This is a genomic window from Spirillospora sp. NPDC000708, from assembly GCF_040299565.1.
Taxonomy (GTDB): Bacteria; Actinomycetota; Actinomycetes; order Streptosporangiales; family Streptosporangiaceae; genus Spirillospora.
The window spans coordinates 18,584-36,866 of record NZ_JBEPCJ010000083.1 but is presented as its reverse complement, the minus strand read 5'-3'; the positions used below and the strand labels follow the sequence as shown (position 1 = coordinate 36,866).

General features: G+C 72.1%; 17 protein-coding genes and 1 tRNA gene. 16 read left to right on the top strand and 2 right to left on the bottom strand.

The genetic code is table 11. The annotated features are described in order from the left end of the window. Positions 1-52: 52 nt before the first annotated feature. The 5 genes from dnaG to efeB all read left to right on the top strand — a co-directional run bounded on the left by dnaG (position 53) and on the right by efeB (position 6,376). Positions 53-1,993 carry a DNA primase gene (dnaG, locus tag ABT299_RS40275; protein ID WP_500253967.1) on the top strand — a complete coding sequence of 647 codons (1,941 nt, stop codon included), beginning with the start codon at positions 53-55 and terminating at the stop codon, positions 1,991-1,993. Between the two features lie 71 nt (positions 1,994-2,064). Continuing rightward, positions 2,065-3,210: an RNA polymerase sigma factor RpoD gene (gene rpoD, locus ABT299_RS40270; RefSeq protein ID WP_208270801.1), complete on the top strand. Its 1,146-nt coding sequence runs from the start codon at positions 2,065-2,067 to the stop codon at positions 3,208-3,210. A 190-nt stretch (positions 3,211-3,400) separates the two neighbouring features. Next, positions 3,401-3,871: a YbjQ family protein gene (locus tag ABT299_RS40265; protein ID WP_190867768.1), complete on the top strand. Its 471-nt coding sequence runs from the start codon at positions 3,401-3,403 to the stop codon at positions 3,869-3,871. Between the two features lie 106 nt (positions 3,872-3,977). Beyond that, positions 3,978-5,105, top strand: a complete 1,128-nt coding sequence (gene efeO, locus ABT299_RS40260) for an iron uptake system protein EfeO (RefSeq protein WP_190867766.1) — start codon at positions 3,978-3,980, stop codon at positions 5,103-5,105. Continuing rightward, positions 5,102-6,376, top strand: a complete 1,275-nt coding sequence (efeB, locus tag ABT299_RS40255; RefSeq protein WP_190867763.1) for an iron uptake transporter deferrochelatase/peroxidase subunit — start codon at positions 5,102-5,104, stop codon at positions 6,374-6,376. Before efeO ends, efeB begins: the two co-directional genes overlap by 4 nt. 84 nt (positions 6,377-6,460) lie before the next feature. Here efeB and ABT299_RS40250 read toward each other — a convergent pair whose 3' ends face one another. Further along, positions 6,461-7,711 (bottom strand): molecular chaperone DnaJ, encoded by a 1,251-nt coding sequence (locus ABT299_RS40250; RefSeq protein WP_500253966.1) that lies wholly within the window; start codon positions 7,709-7,711, stop codon positions 6,461-6,463. A gap of 156 nt (positions 7,712-7,867) precedes the next feature. On the opposite strand from ABT299_RS40250, the gene ABT299_RS40245 reads away from it, so the two are divergent. The 10 genes from ABT299_RS40245 to ABT299_RS40200 all read left to right on the top strand — a co-directional run bounded on the left by ABT299_RS40245 (position 7,868) and on the right by ABT299_RS40200 (position 17,672). Further along, entirely contained in the window at positions 7,868-8,443 is a 576-nt protein-coding gene (locus tag ABT299_RS40245) for a TerD family protein (RefSeq protein ID WP_190867759.1), read from the top strand. A gap of 35 nt (positions 8,444-8,478) precedes the next feature. Beyond that, the gene (locus ABT299_RS40240; RefSeq protein WP_190867757.1) at positions 8,479-9,057 is read left to right on the top strand and encodes a TerD family protein; all 579 of its coding nucleotides are present in this window, start codon (positions 8,479-8,481) and stop codon (positions 9,055-9,057) included. Between the two features lie 61 nt (positions 9,058-9,118). Next, positions 9,119-10,240: a DUF475 domain-containing protein gene (locus tag ABT299_RS40235; RefSeq protein ID WP_190867755.1), complete on the top strand. Its 1,122-nt coding sequence runs from the start codon at positions 9,119-9,121 to the stop codon at positions 10,238-10,240. A 232-nt stretch (positions 10,241-10,472) separates the two neighbouring features. Next, entirely contained in the window at positions 10,473-11,051 is a 579-nt protein-coding gene (locus tag ABT299_RS40230; RefSeq protein ID WP_190867753.1) for a TerD family protein, read from the top strand. A 99-nt stretch (positions 11,052-11,150) separates the two neighbouring features. Continuing rightward, on the top strand, positions 11,151-12,356 hold the full coding sequence (locus tag ABT299_RS40225) for an HpcH/HpaI aldolase/citrate lyase family protein (protein WP_500195101.1): 1,206 nt from the start codon (positions 11,151-11,153) through the stop codon (positions 12,354-12,356). Continuing rightward, entirely contained in the window at positions 12,353-13,810 is a 1,458-nt protein-coding gene (locus ABT299_RS40220; RefSeq protein WP_500253964.1) for a phosphoribosyltransferase family protein, read from the top strand. The genes ABT299_RS40225 and ABT299_RS40220 overlap by 4 nt, the downstream gene beginning before the upstream one ends. Continuing rightward, positions 13,807-14,919 (top strand): cysteine protease StiP family protein, encoded by a 1,113-nt coding sequence (locus ABT299_RS40215; RefSeq protein ID WP_500253963.1) that lies wholly within the window; start codon positions 13,807-13,809, stop codon positions 14,917-14,919. Before ABT299_RS40220 ends, ABT299_RS40215 begins: the two co-directional genes overlap by 4 nt. Beyond that, positions 14,916-15,725 carry an HAD family hydrolase gene (locus ABT299_RS40210; RefSeq protein WP_190867744.1) on the top strand — a complete coding sequence of 270 codons (810 nt, stop codon included), beginning with the start codon at positions 14,916-14,918 and terminating at the stop codon, positions 15,723-15,725. Before ABT299_RS40215 ends, ABT299_RS40210 begins: the two co-directional genes overlap by 4 nt. Positions 15,726-15,840: 115 nt before the next feature. Then, positions 15,841-17,160, top strand: coding sequence for an MGH1-like glycoside hydrolase domain-containing protein (locus ABT299_RS40205; protein WP_433238388.1), 1,320 nt, complete (start codon positions 15,841-15,843; stop codon positions 17,158-17,160). A 17-nt stretch (positions 17,161-17,177) separates the two neighbouring features. Continuing rightward, positions 17,178-17,672 carry a hypothetical protein gene (locus ABT299_RS40200; RefSeq protein WP_190867740.1) on the top strand — a complete coding sequence of 165 codons (495 nt, stop codon included), beginning with the start codon at positions 17,178-17,180 and terminating at the stop codon, positions 17,670-17,672. Here ABT299_RS40200 and ABT299_RS40195 read toward each other — a convergent pair. Beyond that, complete coding sequence (locus ABT299_RS40195) at positions 17,669-17,953, bottom strand: YtxH domain-containing protein (RefSeq protein ID WP_190867738.1); 285 nt, start codon at positions 17,951-17,953, stop codon at positions 17,669-17,671. The two genes, ABT299_RS40200 and ABT299_RS40195, sit on opposite strands and share 4 nt — an antisense overlap. Positions 17,954-18,093: 140 nt before the next feature. On the opposite strand from ABT299_RS40195, the gene ABT299_RS40190 reads away from it, so the two are divergent. After that, a tRNA-Asn gene (locus ABT299_RS40190) sits at positions 18,094-18,166 on the top strand. Positions 18,167-18,283 lie beyond the last annotated feature (117 nt).

Sequence of the window (18,283 nt, the reverse complement as noted above, 5' to 3'; positions counted from 1 at the left end):
TGTCGAGTTGTGATGCCTTGGATGTCGCCGGGGCGCCGTAGACTCCTTCGCTGTGGCAGGCCGTATTCGCAATGAGGACATCGCGCTCGTACGCGAGCGGTCGTCCATCGCCGACATCATCGGCGAGTACCTGCAGCTGCGCAGTGCGGGCGGCGGCAACCTCAAGGGCCTGTGCCCCTTCCACGACGAGAAGTCGCCGTCGTTCAACGTGACCCCCTCGCGCGGGCTGTACTTCTGCTTCGGCTGCGAGGCGGGCGGCGACGTCATCAAGTTCGTCCAGGAGATCGAGCACCTGTCGTTCTCCGAGGCGGTCGAGCGGCTCGCCGCGCAGGTCGGCATCCAGCTCCGCTACGAGGACGGCGGCGGGCGCGGCCCCCGCCAGGACACCGGGCAGCGCGCGCGCCTGCTGGAGGCGCACAAGGCGGCGGCCGAGTTCTATGCCGAGCAGCTCGCCTCGCCCGAGGGTGCGATCGGCCGCACGTTCCTGTCCGAGCGCGGCTTCGAGGCCGCCGACGCGGCGCACTTCGGCGTCGGGTTCGCCCCGCGCGAGTGGGAGGGCCTCGTCCGGCACCTGCGCGGGCGCGGGTTCGCCGACCGCGACATCGTCGCCGGCGGCCTGGCCAAGGAGGGGCGGCGCGGCCCCATGGACCGGTTCCGCGGCCGGCTGATGTGGCCGATCCGCGACCTGTCCGGCGACGTCATCGGGTTCGGCGCGCGCCGCCTCTACGAGGACGACGACGGTCCGAAGTACCTGAACACCCCCGAGTCGCCGCTGTTCCACAAGAGCTCGGTGCTGTACGGGGCGGACCTGGCGAAGAAGGAGATCGCGCGGCGGCGGCAGGCCGTGGTGGTCGAGGGCTACACCGACGTGATGGCCTGCCACCTGTCCGGGGTGCAGACGGCGATCGCCACCTGCGGGACGGCGTTCGGCGACGACCACATCAAGATCCTCCGCCGGCTCCTCATGGACCAGGACGAGTTCCGCGGCGAGGTGATCTTCACCTTCGACGGCGACTCGGCCGGCCAGAAGGCGGCGCTGCGCGCGTTCGCCGACGAGCAGAAGTTCGTCACGCAGACGTTCGTGGCGGTCCAGCCCGACGGCCTGGACCCGTGCGACCTGCGGATCCGGCACGGCGACGCGGCGGTGCGCGACCTGGTGGCGTCGCGGCTCCCGCTGTTCGAGTTCGCGGTGCGCAGCGCGATCCAGCAGCACGACCTGGACACCGCGGAGGGGCGGCTGGCCGCGCTGGACGCGGCGGCGCCCGTCGTCGCGGCCATCAAGGACCGGGCGCTGCGGCAGATGTACGCGGTGAGCCTGGACCGGTGGCTCGGGATCATGGACGAGCAGTTCGTGCTGCGCCGGGTCCGCGAGCTGGCGAACCGGCGGCACGCGCAGGCGCGCAACGGCCGCGGCAACGGGCGCGGCGCCGGCCCGCAGAACGGCGACGGGAACGGCAACGGCGGGAACGGGAACGGGAACGGCAACGCCGCCGTGCCGCGGCGGCCGGCCTACGACCCGAACGACCCGGAGGTGCAGCGCGAGCGCGAGCTGCTGAAGCTGGCGGTGCAGCGTCCGGCGATGCTCGGGCCGGTGTTCGACGAGGTCCCGGAGGGTGCGTTCATCGCGCCGCCGCACGCCGCGGTGCGCGCGGTGATCGCGCAGGCGGGCGGCGTGACCGCGGCGGGCAACGCCTCGGAGTGGGCGCTGATGCTGCTGGAGAGGGCGCCGAACGACCAGGTCAAGGACCTGATCACCATGCTCGGAGTCGAGCCGGTACGGTCCGCACAGGAATCGGACGACCGCTATGCCGTGGAACTGCTGGCCCGAATACAGGAACGCCAGCTCACCCGCATGATCGCCGACGCCAAATCTAAACTCCAGCGGCTGAATCCGGTCGAGGACCCCGAACAGTACAACCGGCTCTTCGGCGATCTTGTCGCGCTTGAGCAGCAGAGACGGGTGTTGCGGGAGCGAGGGCTTGGATCCCAGTAGCCGGTATTACCGCGAAATGGGTCCTGTGATCTAGGCCGCATCTGTCGCAGACTGTCCCCGTGGGCCCTTCGGTGCTGCCAAGCGAGGCGCCATCGGTTGATCAGGTGGCGGACCTCGTCGCACGCGGCAGAGAGCGCGGCGGTGTGACCGTCGAAGACGTCGCTGCCGCTCTCGATCGCTCGGACTTGCCGGACGACTCCCTGGAGCGGGTCGTCCGGATGCTCGCAGAGCAGGGGGTAGAGGTCCTCGAATCTCAGCAGGAGACCGAGGACGTCGCGCGAGCGGATGAGGGAGACCTCGGCAAGCGGGCGCCGACGAGCGACCTGGTCCGGATCTATCTGAGAGAGATCGGTCGCGTACCGCTTCTCACGGCAGAAGATGAAGTAGAACTGGCGAAATCGATCGAGGCGGGGCTGTTCGCCGAGGAGAAGATGGCGCGCACGGCCGTCCTCTCCCACGCCGAGCGCATCGACCTCGAACTGCTCTCCCGCGACGGCGTCCGGGCGAAGCAACGGCTGATCGAGGCCAACCTGCGGCTGGTGGTCTCGATCGCGAAACGGTACGTGGGCCGGGGAATGCTGTTCCTCGACCTCATCCAGGAGGGAAATCTCGGACTCATCCGTGCGGTCGAGAAGTTCGACTACACGAAGGGGTTCAAGTTCTCCACCTACGCCACCTGGTGGATCCGGCAGGCGATCACCCGCGCGATCGCCGACCAGGCCAGGACCATCCGGATCCCGGTGCACATGGTGGAGACGATCAACAAACTGGTCCGCGTGCAGCGGCAGATGCACCAGGACCTCGGCCGCGAACCCACCCCCGAGGAGATCGGCCTGGAGATGGGGCTGCCGCCCGTCCGGGTCGTGGAGATCCAGCGGATCGCGCAGGAGCCGGTCTCGCTGCAGTCGCCGATCGGCGAGGAGGACTCCGACCTCGGCGACTTCATCGAGGACGCGGACGCGGTCGTGCCGATCGAGGCCGCCGCGTTCATCCTGCTGCAGGACCAGCTCGAGGACATCCTCGGCACGCTGTCGGAACGGGAGCAGCGCATCATCCAGCTGCGCTTCGGCCTGACCGACGGGCATCCGCGCACGCTGGAGGAGGTCGGCCGGGAGTTCGGCGTGACCAGGGAGCGGATCCGGCAGATCGAGTCCAAGACCCTGGCCAAGCTCCGGCACCCGTCCCGCGCGCAGATGCTGCGGGAGTACCTCGAGTAGCGGCGATCCGACCGCCCGGACCGGGGGATCGGGCGGGGGAGAGCGACAGGGGGCGACCACCCTCCGGGCCCGAGCGGTCCGGAGGGCGGTCGCTCGCCCTGCGCGCCGATCGCTCGCCGTGCGCGGCGCGTTCCGTGGATCCGGTGCTTGACGTCGCATTTCGGGCGGATGGTGGATTACCGTAATGGCCATGCTGATCGTGACGACTGATGGCGTGGCCGGGTACGAGATCCGCAGCGTGCTCGGCGAGGTCCTGGGGACGGCCGTCCAGACCGATCAGGCCGGGATGCAGCAGCCCGGGCACGCGGGGAGCAGCGCGACGTTCCGGGTGACGGGCGACCGCCCGGCGCTCGGGCTCGCGGCCGCGCGCCGCGAGGCGGTGGACCGGCTCGGCGAGGAGGCGCGCCGCAAGGGCGCGAACACCGTGGTGGGGATGCGGTTCGACACCGCGGCGCTGCCCGGCGGGGGCCACGAGGTGTGCGCGTACGGGACGGCCGTGTGGGCGGAGCCCGCCGTGCGCGAGCCGGCGCCGCACCACCAGGCGTCGCAGCACCTCCAGCACTCGCAGCAGGGGCACCTGCCGCCGTACGGCGACCCGCAGTCGGGCCCGCCGATGGCCGCGCGGAACCTGACGATGGGCATCAACGACCGCCCGCGCTGACCGTCCGGACCGTGGGATGCCTCACTGTCGCGGGGGCGACTTGACGTAGTGAGGGCAGGCTTGGCTAATTTAGGTGAGCCTAACCATTGCATCCTGGAGTCCGCCCATGCGTCCTGTCTCCGTGCTCGCCCTCAGCGGTGTGGCCGCCGTGTCGATGTCCCTGCTCTCGGCGTGCGGCGGTGACGGGAAGGCGGACGCCGCCGGAGCCGTGCCGGTGACGGCGTCCAAGGACAAGTGCGAGGTCGGCAAGACCGAGCTGCCCGCCGGCAAGAACTCCTTCAAGGTGACCAACAAGGGCTCCGAGGTCAACGAGTTCGAGGTGCTCAGGCAGGACGGCAGCATCCTCGCCGAGCGGGAGAACATCGGCCCCGGCACCAGCGTGAACTTCGTGGTGAACCTGCCGGAGGGCAAGTACAAGCTGCTGTGCAGTGCCGGGCAGACCGGCAAGGGCCCCTCGCAGGAGGTCACGGTCACCGGCCAGGGTGGCGGCGCCGACCCGCGGCTCACCAAGGCCGCCACCGACTACAAGGCGTACGTGATCGCCCAGCTGGACGACACCATCGCCCAGACCAAGCCGTTCGTGGCGGCGGTGAAGGCCGGCGACGTCGAGAAGGCGAAGAAGCTGTACGCGCCGTCCCGCGTCGGCTGGGAGTCGATCGAGTCCGTCGCGGAGAAGTTCAGCGACATCGACGGCAAGGTCGACACCCGCGAGGCCGACCTCAAGCCGGACGAGAAGCAGGACTGGTCCGGCTGGCACCTGCTGGAGAAGGCGCTGTTCAAGGACGGCTCCGTCAAGGGCAAGGAGAAGTACGGCGACCGGCTCCTCGCGGACCTGGAGACGCTGAAGGGCCGGCTGCCGGGCCTCACCCTCGACCCGGTGAACGACATGGCCGCGGGCGCGAAGGGCCTGCTGGACGAGGTCGCCACCGGCAAGGTCACCGGTGAGGAGGAGACCTACAGCCACACCGACCTCGTCGACTTCAAGGCGAACGTGGACGGCGCGAAGAAGGCCTACGAGCTGCTCAAGCCGGTCGTCCAGGAGAAGGACGCGCAGCTCGCCAAGGACCTCGACGAGAACTTCGACGCCGTCTACGCGCTGCTGAAGAAGCACGAGGAGGGCGACGGCTACGTCTCCTACGACAAGGTCGGCAAGGACGACCGGAAGAAGCTCGCCGACGCGGTGAACGCGCTGGGCGAGCCGCTGTCCAAGCTCGCGGAGGTCGTGGCGAAATGACGCAGTCCCGTCCGTCGGACCCCGGGTCCGCCTCGCCGGACGCGCCGCGCGCCGGGATGTCCCGGCGCCGGATGCTCGGCTTCTCCGGCGCCAGCCTGCTGGTCGGCGCCGCCGCGGGGGCCGGCCTGGACCGGGTCGCCTCCGCCGACACCGGCGGCTCCGGCACGGCGGCCGCCGTCCCGTTCTACGGCGCGCACCAGGCGGGCATCGCCACCGCCGTCCAGGACCGGCTGCACTTCGCCGCGTTCGACGTGACCACCGGCGACCGCGGCAAGCTCGTCCAGATGCTGAAGGACTGGACGAAGGCCGCGGCCGACATGACCGCGGGGCGGGCCATCGGCGAGGGCGCGATCCCGAAGGTCGGGGTGGCGCCGCCGGACGACACCGGCGAGGCCCTCGGGCTGCCCCCGTCCCGGCTGACGCTGACGATCGGGTTCGGCCCGACGCTGTTCGAGAAGGACGGCGAGGACCGGTTCGGGATCAAGGCGAGGCGCCCGGCCGCGCTGGTGGACCTGCCGCGCTTCTCCGGCGAGAACCTCGACCCGGACCGCAGCGGCGGCGACATCTGCGTCCAGGCGTGCGCGGACGACCCGCAGGTGGCGGTGCACGCCATCCGCAACCTGGCGCGGATCGGGATGGGCGTCGTCGGCGTCCGCTGGTCGCAGCTCGGGTTCGGCAAGACGTCCTCGACGACCCCCGACGCGCAGACGCCGCGGAACCTGTTCGGCTTCAAGGACGGCACGGACAACATCGGCACCAACGACACGGAGCTGCTCGACAAGCACGTCTGGGCGGGCAAGGGCGACGGCTCGGACTGGATGGCGGGCGGCTCGTACCTGGTCGCGCGCCGCATCCGGATGCACATCGAGACCTGGGACCGGACGTCCCTGCGCGAGCAGGAGGACGTCTTCGGCCGGAGCAAGTCCGAGGGCGCGCCGGTGGGGGAGAAGAAGGAGCGCGACAAGCCCGTCCTGGCGCGGATGAAGCCGGACGCGCACGTCCGGCTGGCGCATCCGGACTCCAACGGCGGCGCGCGGATCCTGCGGCGCGGCTACTCCTTCACCGACGGCTCGGACGGCCTGGGGCGCCTGGAGGCGGGCCTGTTCTTCATCGCGTTCCAGCGCGACCCGCGCACCGGCTTCATCAAGATCCAGGAGTCGCTGGCGTCCGACGCGATGAACGAGTACGTCCAGCACGTCGGATCGGGCATCTTCGCGTGCCCGCCCGGCGTGAAGGAGGGCGGCCACTGGGGCGAGACCCTGTTCGCCTGACGGTTCGCCTAGGGCCCGCTGATGCAGCCACGAGACCCGCTGAGGGCGCCCACGGCTCGCCTGACAGCCCGCCGTGGGCGGCTCTCAGGAGCCGCCTCCGGCGCGCTCGGAGCGGATGCGCGTCACCACGTCGCCGGCGGCCGTCTTGATCGACTCCAGTTCCTGGAGATAGGCCCAGTAGTCCGGGTGCGCGCCGGTGAGCCGCTTCGGCGCGTGCTCCAGCCGTTCCACCAGGGCGTCCAGCGCGCGCGCCTGGTGCGGTGCGGCGCCACCGGGCTGCGCCATGGCGAGCCGCTGCGCGTCCCGCACCGCGAACCGGGCGCTCTCGACCGGCTTCTCGGGGTCGGCGGCGACCGCCTCCAGCTCCGTCACCCGCCCGGTGACCTGCCCGGCGCGCCGGTCGGCCCCGTTCAGCTCGGTCCGCGCCGCGGTCAGCGCCTGCTGCGCCCGCTTCCACTCGGTCGCGCGGGAGAAGGCCATCGCCTCGTCCAGCCGCTCGCGCGCCCGCTCGACGCCCGCCTCGATCGCCTCCGGCGCGCCCCGCAGGTCCTGCCAGCAGGCCTGCGAGTAGGCGCGCAGCAGCACCTTCATCGCCTCCCGGACGGGCCCGACGCGGTTCGCGACGACGTCCACGCGGGTGCGGACGGAGGCGAGCGAGTTGCGCACCTTCTCCGCCGTCTTCGGCAGCTCCTCGGCCGCCAGGCGGGCGCTCTCGGCGATCACCCGCACCTCGTCGGCCTTGCGCATCGCCCCGTCCAGCCCGAGCCCGCCGAGCCCCTGGGAGCTCAGCAGCGCGAGGGCCTCCTTCGCCCGCGCCAGCTCCGCCTCGGGGTCGGAGGCGTCCATCCCGGACGCCCGGGCCGCCTGCACGGCGGTCTCGGCGGCGGCGACGGCGTCCCGGGCGGCGGTGAGGCGCGGCGGAAGCTGGTCGAGGGCCGCCTCCAGCCGCGCCATCCGCGGCGCGAGCCGCTCGGCGAACCCGTTCAGGTTCCGGGTGATCTGCTGCAGCCGCTCGGTGGACGCCATGAACGCGCGGCGGGCCGCGTCGTACTCGGCGGGCGACCGCTCCCGGTCGTCGAGATCGTGCGCGTCCAGGACGGAGATGTAGGCCACGGAGGCGGCGTCGGCGGCCTCCGAGAGACCGGCGAACTCCCGCCGGACGGGCGCGGCGGCGCCCGCGTCCAGATCCTCGAACACGGTGACGCGCCCGTCGAGGAACTTCTGCGCCTGGTCCATGTCGTAGAAGGCGGTGGCGGCCGCCTCGCGCGCCTGGATCGCCGCGTCGGCGGCCTGACCGCCCCTGCCGCGCCGCCGCTGGTCGCCCGGTCCCCGCAACGCCGCCTCCCTTCGTCCTCATGCCCAGTCTCGCGCAGTCCAGGAGTTCTCGCGTAATGCGTCCACAACGGATGGAACGGATAGCATCGCTGCTGCGTCGATATAGCGAGACGCCTGCCCGGCGTCCGGTACGTCATGCGATCTTGGAGGAACGCCGTGGGAGTCAGTCTGAGCAAGGGCGGCAACGTCTCGCTCACGAAACAGGCCCCCGGCCTGTCGGCCGTGACGGTGGGCCTCGGCTGGGACCTGCGCACCACGACGGGCACCGACTTCGACCTCGACGCGTCGGCGCTGGTGCTGGACGCCTCCGGCAAGATCCTCACCGACCAGCACTTCGTCTTCTTCAACAACCTGCGGACCCCGGACGGCGGCGTCGAGCACACCGGTGACAACACCACCGGCGCCGGCGAGGGCGACGACGAGCAGATCAACGTGAACTTCGGCGCGCTGCCCGCGGAGGCCGAGCGGGTCGCGTTCGCCGTGTCGATCTACGACGCCGACAGCCGCGGCCAGAACTTCGGCCAGGTCCGCAACGCCTACATCCGGGTCCTCAACCAGGGCGACCGGTCCGAGATGGCCCGCTACGACCTGACCGAGGACGCGTCCATGGAGACCGCGATGGTCTTCGGCGAGCTGTACCGCAACGGGGCCGACTGGAAGTTCCGCGCGGTCGGGCAGGGCTACGCGTCCGGCCTCGCGGGCATCGCGATGGACTTCGGCGTCAACATCTGAACGACCTCTACCCCCGGGAAGGGAGTGGCCCGAACATGGGAGTCTCACTCGCCAAGGGCGGCAACGTCTCGCTGACGAAGGCCGCGCCCAATCTGACCGCCGTCACCGTCGGCCTCGGCTGGGACGTGCGCGCCACCACCGGCGCCGACTTCGACCTGGACGCCTCCGCGCTGATGCTCGGCCCGTCCGGCAAGGTGATCTCCGACCAGCACTTCGTGTTCTTCAACAACCTGAAGAGCCCGGACGGCTCGGTCGAGCACACCGGCGACAACCTGACCGGCGAGGGCGAGGGCGACGACGAGTCGATCAACGTCGACCTGACCGCCGTGCCGCAGGACTGCGACCGGATCGTGTTCCCGGTGTCGATCTACGACGCCGACAACCGGCAGCAGAACTTCGGGCAGGTCCGCAACGCCTTCATCCGGATCGTCAACCGGACCGACGGCAGCGAGCTCGCCCGCTTCGACCTGACCGAGGACGCCTCCACCGAGACCGCCATGGTCTTCGGCGAGCTGTACCGGCACGGCGCCGAGTGGAAGTTCCGGGCCGTCGGCCAGGGCTACGCCTCCGGCCTGGCCGGCATCGCCATGGACTTCGGCGTCAACGTCGGCTGACGGCCGCCGCCCCGCAGGACGGCCGGCCGGGCCGGCCGTCCACTCTCAGAGAAATACGCGCATGATTCTTCGCACCTTCGGATGGGCCTTCGGCATCACGGTCCTCGGCCTGCTGGTCGCCGCTCTCTACGACGGCGGGACCGGGCTGGCCCTGGTCGCCGTCCTCGCAGTGCTGGAAATCTCACTGTCGTTCGACAACGCCGTGGTCAACGCCAAGGTGCTGGACCGGATGAGCCCGTTCTGGCAGAAGATCTTCCTGACCGTCGGCATCGCGATCGCGGTGTTCGGCATGCGGCTGGTCTTCCCGCTGCTGATCGTCGGCATCACCGCCAAGCTGAACCCCGTCGAGGCGTTCGACCTGGCGCTGAACGACCCGCACAAGTACCACCACCTGATGAACGACGCGTATCCGATGATCGCGGCGTTCGGCGGGATGTTCCTTCTGATGCTGTTCCTGGACTTCGTGTTCGAGGAGCGGGCCGACAAGTGGCTGCCCTGGCTGGAGGCGCCGCTGCAGCGGATCGGCAAGCTGGACCAGCTCTCGGTGGTCGTCGCGGGCGGGGCGCTGGCGTTCACCGCGGGGCTGTTCGCCGACGAGCCCGGCCAGGTCATGATCGCCGGCGTGCTGGGCATGGTCACCTACATCCTGGTGAACGGGCTCGGCGAGCTGTTCTCCGAGGCGACCGAGGAGGACGACGAGGACGAGGACGGGGACGCCGAGCCCGCCGCGGAGCGGGCGCCGGCCCGGTCCGGGCCGAGCTCGCTGGCGCTGGCCACCGGCAAGGCCGGGTTCTTCCTGTTCCTCTACCTGGAGGTGCTGGACGCCTCGTTCAGCTTCGACGGCGTCATCGGCGCGTTCGCCATCAGCACCGACCCGATCATCATCGCGCTGGGCCTCGGCATCGGCGCCATGTACATCCGGTCGCTGACGGTGTTCCTGGTCCGCAAGGGCACCCTGCACGAGTACATCTACCTGGAGCACGGCGCCCACTGGGCGATCGGCGCGCTCGCGGTGTGCATGCTGGTCAGCATCGGCCGGCACGTCCCCGAGTGGCTCACCGGCGGGATCGGCGCGGGCCTGATCATCGCCGCGTTCATCAGCTCCGTGGTGCGGAACCGGGGCGGCGACGGCGCGTCCGCCGCGGCGGGCGGCGACAAGCCGCTGCACTCCAGCAAGGTCTGATCCGGCCCGCCCGGCCGGGGTCCGACGGGGCGGTGCACCCGCGCACGGTGCACCGTCCGCACCCATACCGTCCGACACCCTGACCGTCCGACACCCTTACCCGTTCACTCCCGGACCGCCCGTACCCTTACGCATCCGCACCCGTACCGTCCGTGCACCCGCACCGGTACCGCCTACACCCGTACCGCCTACACCCCGCGACGACCGCTCATCATCACCAAAGGAGCCGACGATGACGATTTCGCTGCAGAAGGGGCAGAAGGTCTCGCTGGCCAAGCCCGGCGGCGGCACCCTCACCCGGGTCAGGATGGGCCTGGGCTGGGACGCCGTCGCGAAGAAGGGGCTGTTCGGCAAGGGCAAGGCCCAGTCGATCGACCTGGACGCGTCCTGCCTGCTGTTCGACGCGAGCGGCAACCTCGCCGACGCGGTGTGGTTCCGGCAGCTGCGCAGCAAGGACGGGTCCGTCCAGCACACCGGCGACAACCTGACCGGCGCGGGCGAGGGCGACGACGAGGTCGTCAACGTCGACCTGCAGAGCGTCCCGGCCAACGTCACGCAGCTGGTGTTCACCGTGAACTCCTTCACCGGGCAGGACTTCTCGCAGATCGAGAACGCGTTCTGCCGGCTGGTGGACGAGACGACCGGGCAGGAGATCGCGCGGTACGACCTGAGCGGGGCCGGGCAGCACAACGCGCAGATCATGGCGAAGGTGTCGCGGGACGGCGACGGCTGGTCGATGACCGCGATCGGCGCGACCGCGTCGGGCCGCACCTTCCAGCACCTGCTGCCGGCCGTGTCGGTTCATCTGTGATCCGGAAGGCATCTGTGACGTGGGAGGCACCTGTGACGGCGGTGCACCGATGACCGCGGTGCCGCGATGACGCGATGCCCGTGCTGACGCGAGGCCGGCATGCGGCACTTTGATCACATCGACGCCGCCTACCGGAAGCACCTGTTCTACCGGCATCCCCGCCCGTTCGGCCGGCACGACGACCCGGCGGTGCTGGCGGTGGCGCTCGGCGCGACCCTGTACTGCCCCGCCACGCGCCCCGAGCTCGCGGGCGACATCGAGAAGGCGGCGCGGCGCGGCGTGATGAGCATGGTCGTGTGCCTGGAGGACGCGATCGGCGACGACGAGGTCCCGGAGGCGGAGGCCAACCTGGTCGCGCAGCTCCGGGACCTGCACGCCCGGCGCGCGGACGACCGGGACGGCCGCGGGGAGCGGGACGGCGGCCGGTCCGTCGACGGCGTGCCGCTGCTGTTCGTGCGGGTCCGCGATCCCCGGCAGATCGGCGACATCGCCGCCCGGCTGGGGCCCGCGGCGGAGCTGGTCAGCGGGTTCGTACTGCCGAAGTTCACGGCGCCGTCCGGTGGAGCGTTCCTCGACGCGCTGGAGGACACGGCGGCCCGCACCGGGCTGCCGCTGCTGGCGATGCCGGTGCTCGAGAGCCCGGAGGCGGTGCACAGCGAGAGCCGCACCGAGGTGCTGCACGACGTGGCGCGGCTGCTGGCCAAGCACCGCGACCGGGTCCTCGCGGTGCGGATCGGCGCCACCGACATGTCGGCGGCGTACGGGCTGCGCCGCCCGCCCGACCTGACGATCTACGACATCCGGCCGGTCGCCGCGGCGATCACCGACATCGTCAACGTGCTCGGCCGCGCGGACGGCAGCGGCTTCGTGGTGACCGGCCCGGTCTGGGAGTACTTCTCGGCGGGGGAGCGGATGTTCAAGCCGCAGCTGCGGCAGTCGCCGTTCGAGGCGCTGCGGGCCGCGCCGCTGCGGCAGCGCCTCATCACCTCCGACCTGGACGGGCTGATCCGCGAAGTGCATCTGGACAAGGCCAACGGCCTGACGGGCAAGACGGTCATCCACCCGACCCACGTGGCGGCCGTGCACGCCCTGTCCGTCGTGACGCACGAGGAGTACTGCGACGCCGCCGACATCCTGGGCTACGCGGGCGGCGGCGCGATGGCCAGTTCGTACGCGAACAAGATGAACGAGGCGAAACCGCATCGCGCCTGGGCGGAACGGCTGATGCTGCGCGCGCGCGTGTTCGGCGTCGCCGCGCGGGACGTGACGTTCGTCGAGCTCCTGGAAGCGGCGGACCGCCGATGACGGAGCGGCTTGAGGAGGCGGTGAGGGGCGTCGGCGCTGTGCGGTCCGGGGAACCGGTGTGGCCGGGGGTGTGGGTGACGTCACGGCTCGGCGTGCGGCTGGTCGACGGCGACCGTCCGGTGGGGGCCGGGCTGGCGTCGATGGTGGGGCTCGCCGTCCGCCGCAACCCGAGGCGCGCGCATCTGCTGGTCTCGGCGGTGCTCGGCAAGCACGTCCCGACCGATCCCCGGCTGGTGTACGGATCGGGGCTGCTGCTGGGCGAGCTCGTGCGCGCGCGCCTTCGCGACGAGGTGACGTCAGTTCCGTCGGGGCCGCTCAAGGACGCCTTGGCGGGCGCGCCGGGCGCCGCCGCAGCGTTGCGCGACGCGTTGCGGGAACCGCGCCCGCCTGTGGACGCCATAGTCCTCGGCTATGCGGAGACCGCGACCGCCCTGGGGCATTCGGTGGCCGACGCCCTGGGCGGCGCCTACTACCTGCACTCCACGCGCCGTCCGGTGCCGGGCTTCGCCGCGTACGGCGGGTTCGAGGAGGAACACAGCCACGCGACGAGCCATCTGCTGCTGCCGTCCGACCCGGTGGCGCTCGACCGGGACGTCCCGCTCGTCCTGGTGGACGACGAGCTTTCCACAGGCCAGACGGTCCTGAACACGATCTCCACGCTGCACGCGCTGCGTCCACGGAGGCACTACGTCCTGGCGGCGCTGGTCGACCTGCGCGGCGCGTCCGACCGCGCGCGCGTGGACGAGCTCGCCGCGCGGCTGGGCACGCGAATCGACGCCGTCTCCCTGGCCGCAGGACGGGTCGAGCTGCCGGACGACGTTCTGGAGAGGGGCACGCGGATCGTCTCCGAGCTGTCCGCCGACTCCACGCCGGCCGGTGGGGACGCGGCGTCGGGTGGAGACGCGGCGTCGGGTGGGGGCGCGGCGTTCGGTGTCGCGCGCGTGCGGCTCGACTGGCCGCACGGCGTGCCCGACGGCGGCCGCCACGGGTTCCTGCCCGAACATCGCACGGCCCTGGAGAAGGACCTCCCGCGCCTGGCCGACGCCGTGGCCGCGGAACTCGGGGACGGCGCGTCCCGCGTGCTCGTGCTCGGGTTCGAGGAGCTGATGTACGCGCCGCTGCGGCTGGCGGAGGCGCTCGCCGAAGCGTTTCCGGGCCTGGACGTCCGGTACTCCACGACGACCCGCTCGCCCGTCCTGGCCGTGGACGACCCGGGGTACGCGATCCGCACCCGGCTCGCGTTCCCGGCGCACGACGACCCGGCGGACGGCCCGGGGGAGCGGTACGCCTACAACGTCGCTCCCGCCACGGGCAGCCCGCCGTTCGACCGCATCGTGTTCGTGGTGGACGACGTAGGCGACACCCAGGCGCTCGCCAGTGGGCTGGTGGCGCGCCTGCGCGCGCTCGCACCGGTGGTGGTCGTGACCGTGCCGTCCCATAGGGGTGACAAGTGAGGCCGCTGTACGGGCCGGACTTCGGCAGCTACCAGGCCGAGGACGTCGCGTGGCTGCTGAAGGACCTGTCGGGCGCGCGGCTGGAGGCGCCCACGAAGGAGCGCGAGGCCGCAATCCAGGCGGGCCGCGCCCACTACGCCGAGTCGCTGCCCGTCGAGTACCAGCCGGGTCCCGAGTACCGGCGGCTGTTCGAGGAGGCGCTGGAGGCGTCCGCGGAACGGCTCGCCTACGCGACCGGACTGGTCGCCGAGCAGATCATCGCCGAGCGCGGCCCGGACGCCGTCGTGGTGTCGCTCGCGCGCGCGGGCACCCCCATCGGGATCCTGGTGCGGCGCTGGGCACGGTTCGCGCACGGGCTGGACCTGCCGCACTACGCGATCAGCATCGTCCGGGGCCGGGGCATCGACACCGTCGCGCTGCGGTACCTCGCCGCGCGGCACGACCCGTCCGCGGTCATGTTCGTGGACGGCTGGACGGGCAAGGGCGCCATCACGCGCGAGCTGACCGCCGCGCTCGACGGGACCGGGTTCCCCGCCGACCTCGCCGTCCTCGCCGATCCCGGCCGCTGCACCCCGCTGTACGGCACCCGCGACGACTTCCTGATCCCGTCCGCGTGCCTGAACTCGACCGTGTCCGGGCTGGTCAGCCGGACCGTTCTGAACGCCGAGCTGATCGGCCCCGGCGACTTCCACGGCGCTAAGTTCTACGCCGACCTGGCCGCCGGCGACGTGTCCGCGCTGTTCCTCGACACCGTCTGCGCGCGCTTCGCGGACGTGGCGGAGCGGGTCGCGAAGGATGCGCCGGACCTGCGGGCGTCCGACCGCGAACCCGACTGGTCGGGATGGGAGGCGGTCCGCGGCGTCGCCGCCGAGCACGGCATCGACGACCTCAACCTGGTCAAGCCGGGCATCGGGGAGACGACGCGGGTGCTGCTGCGCCGCGTCCCATGGAAGGTCCTCGCGCGCGCGGACGCGAGCCCCGAACTGGCGCACATCAGGCTCCTGGCAAGCGAACGCGGCGTGCCCGTCGTGGACGTCGAGCCGGACGCGTTCCCCTACGCGTGCATGGGGCTCATCCACCCGCGCTTCGGCAAGGGGGCCGTCCAGTGACCGTGCTGGTGTGCTCGGACCTGGACCGTACGCTCATCTACTCGCAGGCCGCGTTCGCGCTGGACGGCCCGGACGAGGCCATGCCGCGCCTGGTCTGCGTTGAGTTCTACCAGGGCGCCCCCCTCTCCTACATGACGGAGGCGGCCGCGCGCACACTGGAGACCCTCGCCGCGTCCGCCGTGTTCGTCCCCACGACGACGCGGACACCCGAGCAGTACCGGCGCGTCCACCTGCTGGAGAAACCACCCGCGTACGCGATCTGCGCGAACGGCGGCCACCTCCTCGTGGACGGCGAGGACGACCCGTCATGGTCGGCGTCCGTGCGGGCCCGCATCGCGGACGGATGCGCGCCGCTCGCCGAGATCCAGGACCGCCTCGTCCGGACCGGCGGTGAGTTCGTCCTGAAACGGCGTACCGCGTCCGACCTCTTCGCCTACACGGTCGTCGACCGCGCGGCCCTCCCGCCCGGCTGGGTCGACGACCTCGCCGGCTGGTGCGCCGAACGCGGCTGGCGGACGTCCCTGCAGGGCCGCAAGGTCTACTGCCTGCCCGCCTGCCTCACCAAGGCCGCCGCGGCGGCCGAGGTCGCCCGCCGCACCGGCGCGTCCGCGATGCTCGCCGCCGGCGACTCGCTGCTGGACGCCGAACTCCTCGAAGCCGCCCGCGCGTCGATCCGCCCCGCGCACGGCGAACTCCACGACGCCGGCTGGACCTCCCCGGCCACGGCCGTCACCGCGTCCCGCGGCGTCGCCGCCGGCCAGGAGATCACGGACTGGCTGCTGCACCGGGTGGAAAATCACCGCTGACCGGACCCGGCCGTCGACAAACGACGCCGCCCGGGGGCTCGCCGGGGCCGCGATCGCGGGTCACAATCACACTAGGACCCCGCTCCCGCCGTCGCGAGGAGGTACCCCTGAGCGCATGAGCTCCCGTCTCACCGGCGACGAGACCGCCCTGTGGAAGGCCGCGGCCCGCGTCCTGGACGCGAACTGGACCGGGACCGCGACCGCCGCGTCGCCCGGCCTCTACCCCCACCAGTGGAGCTGGGACTCCGCCTTCATCAGCCTCGGCCTGGCCCGGCACCGCCCCGAGCGCGCCGAGACCGAGCTGCTGTCGCTCTTCCGCGGCCAGTGGGCCGACGGCATGCTCCCGCACATCGTGTTCAACACGACCCTCGCCCGGCACGCGTTCTTCCCCGGCCCCGAGCTGTGGCGCAGCACCGAGCAGCGCGCGGCGCCCCGCGGCGTCCAGACCTCCGGGCTCACCCAGCCGCCCGTGCACGCCCTCGTCGCCCTCCGCCTGCACGAATGCGCCCCCGACGGGGAGAGCAGCCGCGGCTTCCTCGCCCGCCTCTACCCGATGCTCGCCGCGCAGCACCGCTACCTCACCACCGCCCGCGACCTCGGCTCCAGCGGCCTCATCGCGATCTGCCACCCCTGGGAGTCCGGCCTCGACAACAGCCCCGCCTGGGACCGTCCCCTCGGCGCCCTCCAGCTCCCGCCCAGCGCCTACGCGCCCGCCCACCGCTCCCGCGCCCTGCCCACCGGCGAGGACTACGACCGCTACGTCCGGCTCGTCGCCCTCATGCGCGAGGCCGGCTACCGGCCCGACTACCTGCGCGAATCCCACCCGTTCGCGGTCGAGGACCCGCTCGTCAACGCCACCTTCCTCGCCTCCGCGCACGCCCTCGCCGAGGTCGCCCGGATCGTCGGCGCCGACCCCGCCCCGCACCTGGAGGCCGCGCAGCGCGTCCACGCCGCCCTCCTCGACCGCCTCTGGGACGCCGACACCGGCTGCTTCCGCGCCCGCGACCTGCGCGACGACCGGCTCCTGCCCGTCATCACCGCCGGCTCCTTCGGCCCCCTCCTCGACCCCGAGCTGCCCGCCGCGCACGTCCGCAACCTCGTCGACCTGCTGCTGTCCGCCCGGTTCGCGGGCGCCGCCGGATACCCCGTCCCCACCTGCGACATCCAGGCGCCCGCCTTCGACCGCGGCGGCTACTGGCGCGGCCCCACCTGGGTCAGCACGAACTGGCTGATCTGGTACGGCGCCCTCGCCCACGGCCTCCCCGTCGTCGCCGACCTGCTGTACGGCTCCACGATGCGGCTCGTCCGCCAGTCCGGGTTCCGCGAGTTCTTCGACCCCTTCGACGGCACCGGGCGCGGCAGCCACGACTACTCCTGGTCCGCCGCCCTCGTCCTCGACCTGCTCGGGGCCCGCCGCGCCCCGCAGGCCGCCTGATCGCCTACCGTGGGGGCATGCGCCTACTCCGGGGCCACCTGCCCTCCGCGGTCCGCGACGCGCTCACGATCGAACGCGGCGAACGCGTCCTCGCGTCCGCCCCCACCCGCGGCGGCTCCCACGTGGTCGCCACCACCGCCGCCCTGCACGTCCCGGCCCCGTCCGGCGGCTTCGTCCGCATCCCGTGGGAGCGCGTCGACCAGGCCACCTGGAAGGACGGCTGGCTGCACGTCGAGGAGACCTCCGGCGGCGCGGAGCACCACGTCCGCCTCACCGAGCCCGGCTCCGTCCCCGAGACCGTCCGGGAACGCGTCACCGCCACCATCGCGGTGACCCACCAGGCGCACCTCCCCGGGGGCGGGAAGGTGCGCATAGCGGGCCGGCGCCCCGCCACCGGCGGGGACGTGCGCTGGACGTTCGTCTTCGACGCGGGCCTCGACCCCGACGACCCGGGCCTGCGCGCCCAGGCCGAGCAGGTCCTCGAGGCCCTGCGCCGCCAGACGGGCCTCTAGCCCGGATAGACCTTCGGCTCGTCCTCGGCCTGGTGCCGGCCGGACTTCTGCTGCGGCACCTTCTCCTTCGCGGTCGAGGCCATCTCGCCGGCCTTCTCCCGCGCCGCACCGGCGAACTCGCCGCCCTTGGCGCGCAGCATGCCCGCGGCCTCCTGCACGTTGGGGTTCTCCGACACCTGCCGCGAGAGGCGCTTGATCTGCTCGTAGCGTTCCCGTCCGGCCTTCGTCCCGAGGACGTAGCCGATCGCGGCGCCTGCCATGAACATCATGCGCGACTTCATGTTCAACTCCCTTTGGGGGCCGATCGTCCACACTCCATACCCGAGAACGCCGCCCCCACCCGCGACGCGTGCGCGAACAGCCCCGCACATGCGCTAACCTAGACGCGCTGGCAGGGGCCGAGGCCCCGCCGGACGCACGATCCCGCGTAGCTCAATCGGCAGAGCAGCCGGCTGTTAACCGGCAGGTTATTGGTTCGAGTCCAATCGCGGGAGCCGAAGCAGGTGGCGTGCTCGGGGGTGATCCCCGGACACCCGATGTGGGGGCTTCGCCCCCACGCCCCCTCCCGGGTTGAGGGCGGTGTTTTCTTCTTGTGGTCCTGTCCCTTTGGG

Excerpts from the sequence above, each read along its gene's own strand:
- ABT299_RS40235 (WP_190867755.1), top strand. The coding sequence starts at position 9,119 with ATGATTCTTCGCACCTTCGGATGGGCCTTCGGCATCACGGTCCTCGGC.
- ABT299_RS40205 (WP_433238388.1), top strand. The coding sequence starts at position 15,841 with ATGAGCTCCCGTCTCACCGGCGACGAGACCGCCCTGTGGAAGGCCGCG.
- ABT299_RS40195 (WP_190867738.1), bottom strand. The coding sequence starts at position 17,953 with ATGAAGTCGCGCATGATGTTCATGGCAGGCGCCGCGATCGGCTACGTC.
- efeO (WP_190867766.1), top strand. The coding sequence starts at position 3,978 with ATGCGTCCTGTCTCCGTGCTCGCCCTCAGCGGTGTGGCCGCCGTGTCG.
- ABT299_RS40200 (WP_190867740.1), top strand. The coding sequence starts at position 17,178 with ATGCGCCTACTCCGGGGCCACCTGCCCTCCGCGGTCCGCGACGCGCTC.
- efeB (WP_190867763.1), top strand. The coding sequence starts at position 5,102 with ATGACGCAGTCCCGTCCGTCGGACCCCGGGTCCGCCTCGCCGGACGCG.
- ABT299_RS40225 (WP_500195101.1), top strand. The coding sequence starts at position 11,151 with ATGCGGCACTTTGATCACATCGACGCCGCCTACCGGAAGCACCTGTTC.
- ABT299_RS40230 (WP_190867753.1), top strand. The coding sequence starts at position 10,473 with ATGACGATTTCGCTGCAGAAGGGGCAGAAGGTCTCGCTGGCCAAGCCC.
- ABT299_RS40240 (WP_190867757.1), top strand. The coding sequence starts at position 8,479 with ATGGGAGTCTCACTCGCCAAGGGCGGCAACGTCTCGCTGACGAAGGCC.
- ABT299_RS40220 (WP_500253964.1), top strand. The coding sequence starts at position 12,353 with ATGACGGAGCGGCTTGAGGAGGCGGTGAGGGGCGTCGGCGCTGTGCGG.
- ABT299_RS40265 (WP_190867768.1), top strand. The coding sequence starts at position 3,401 with ATGCTGATCGTGACGACTGATGGCGTGGCCGGGTACGAGATCCGCAGC.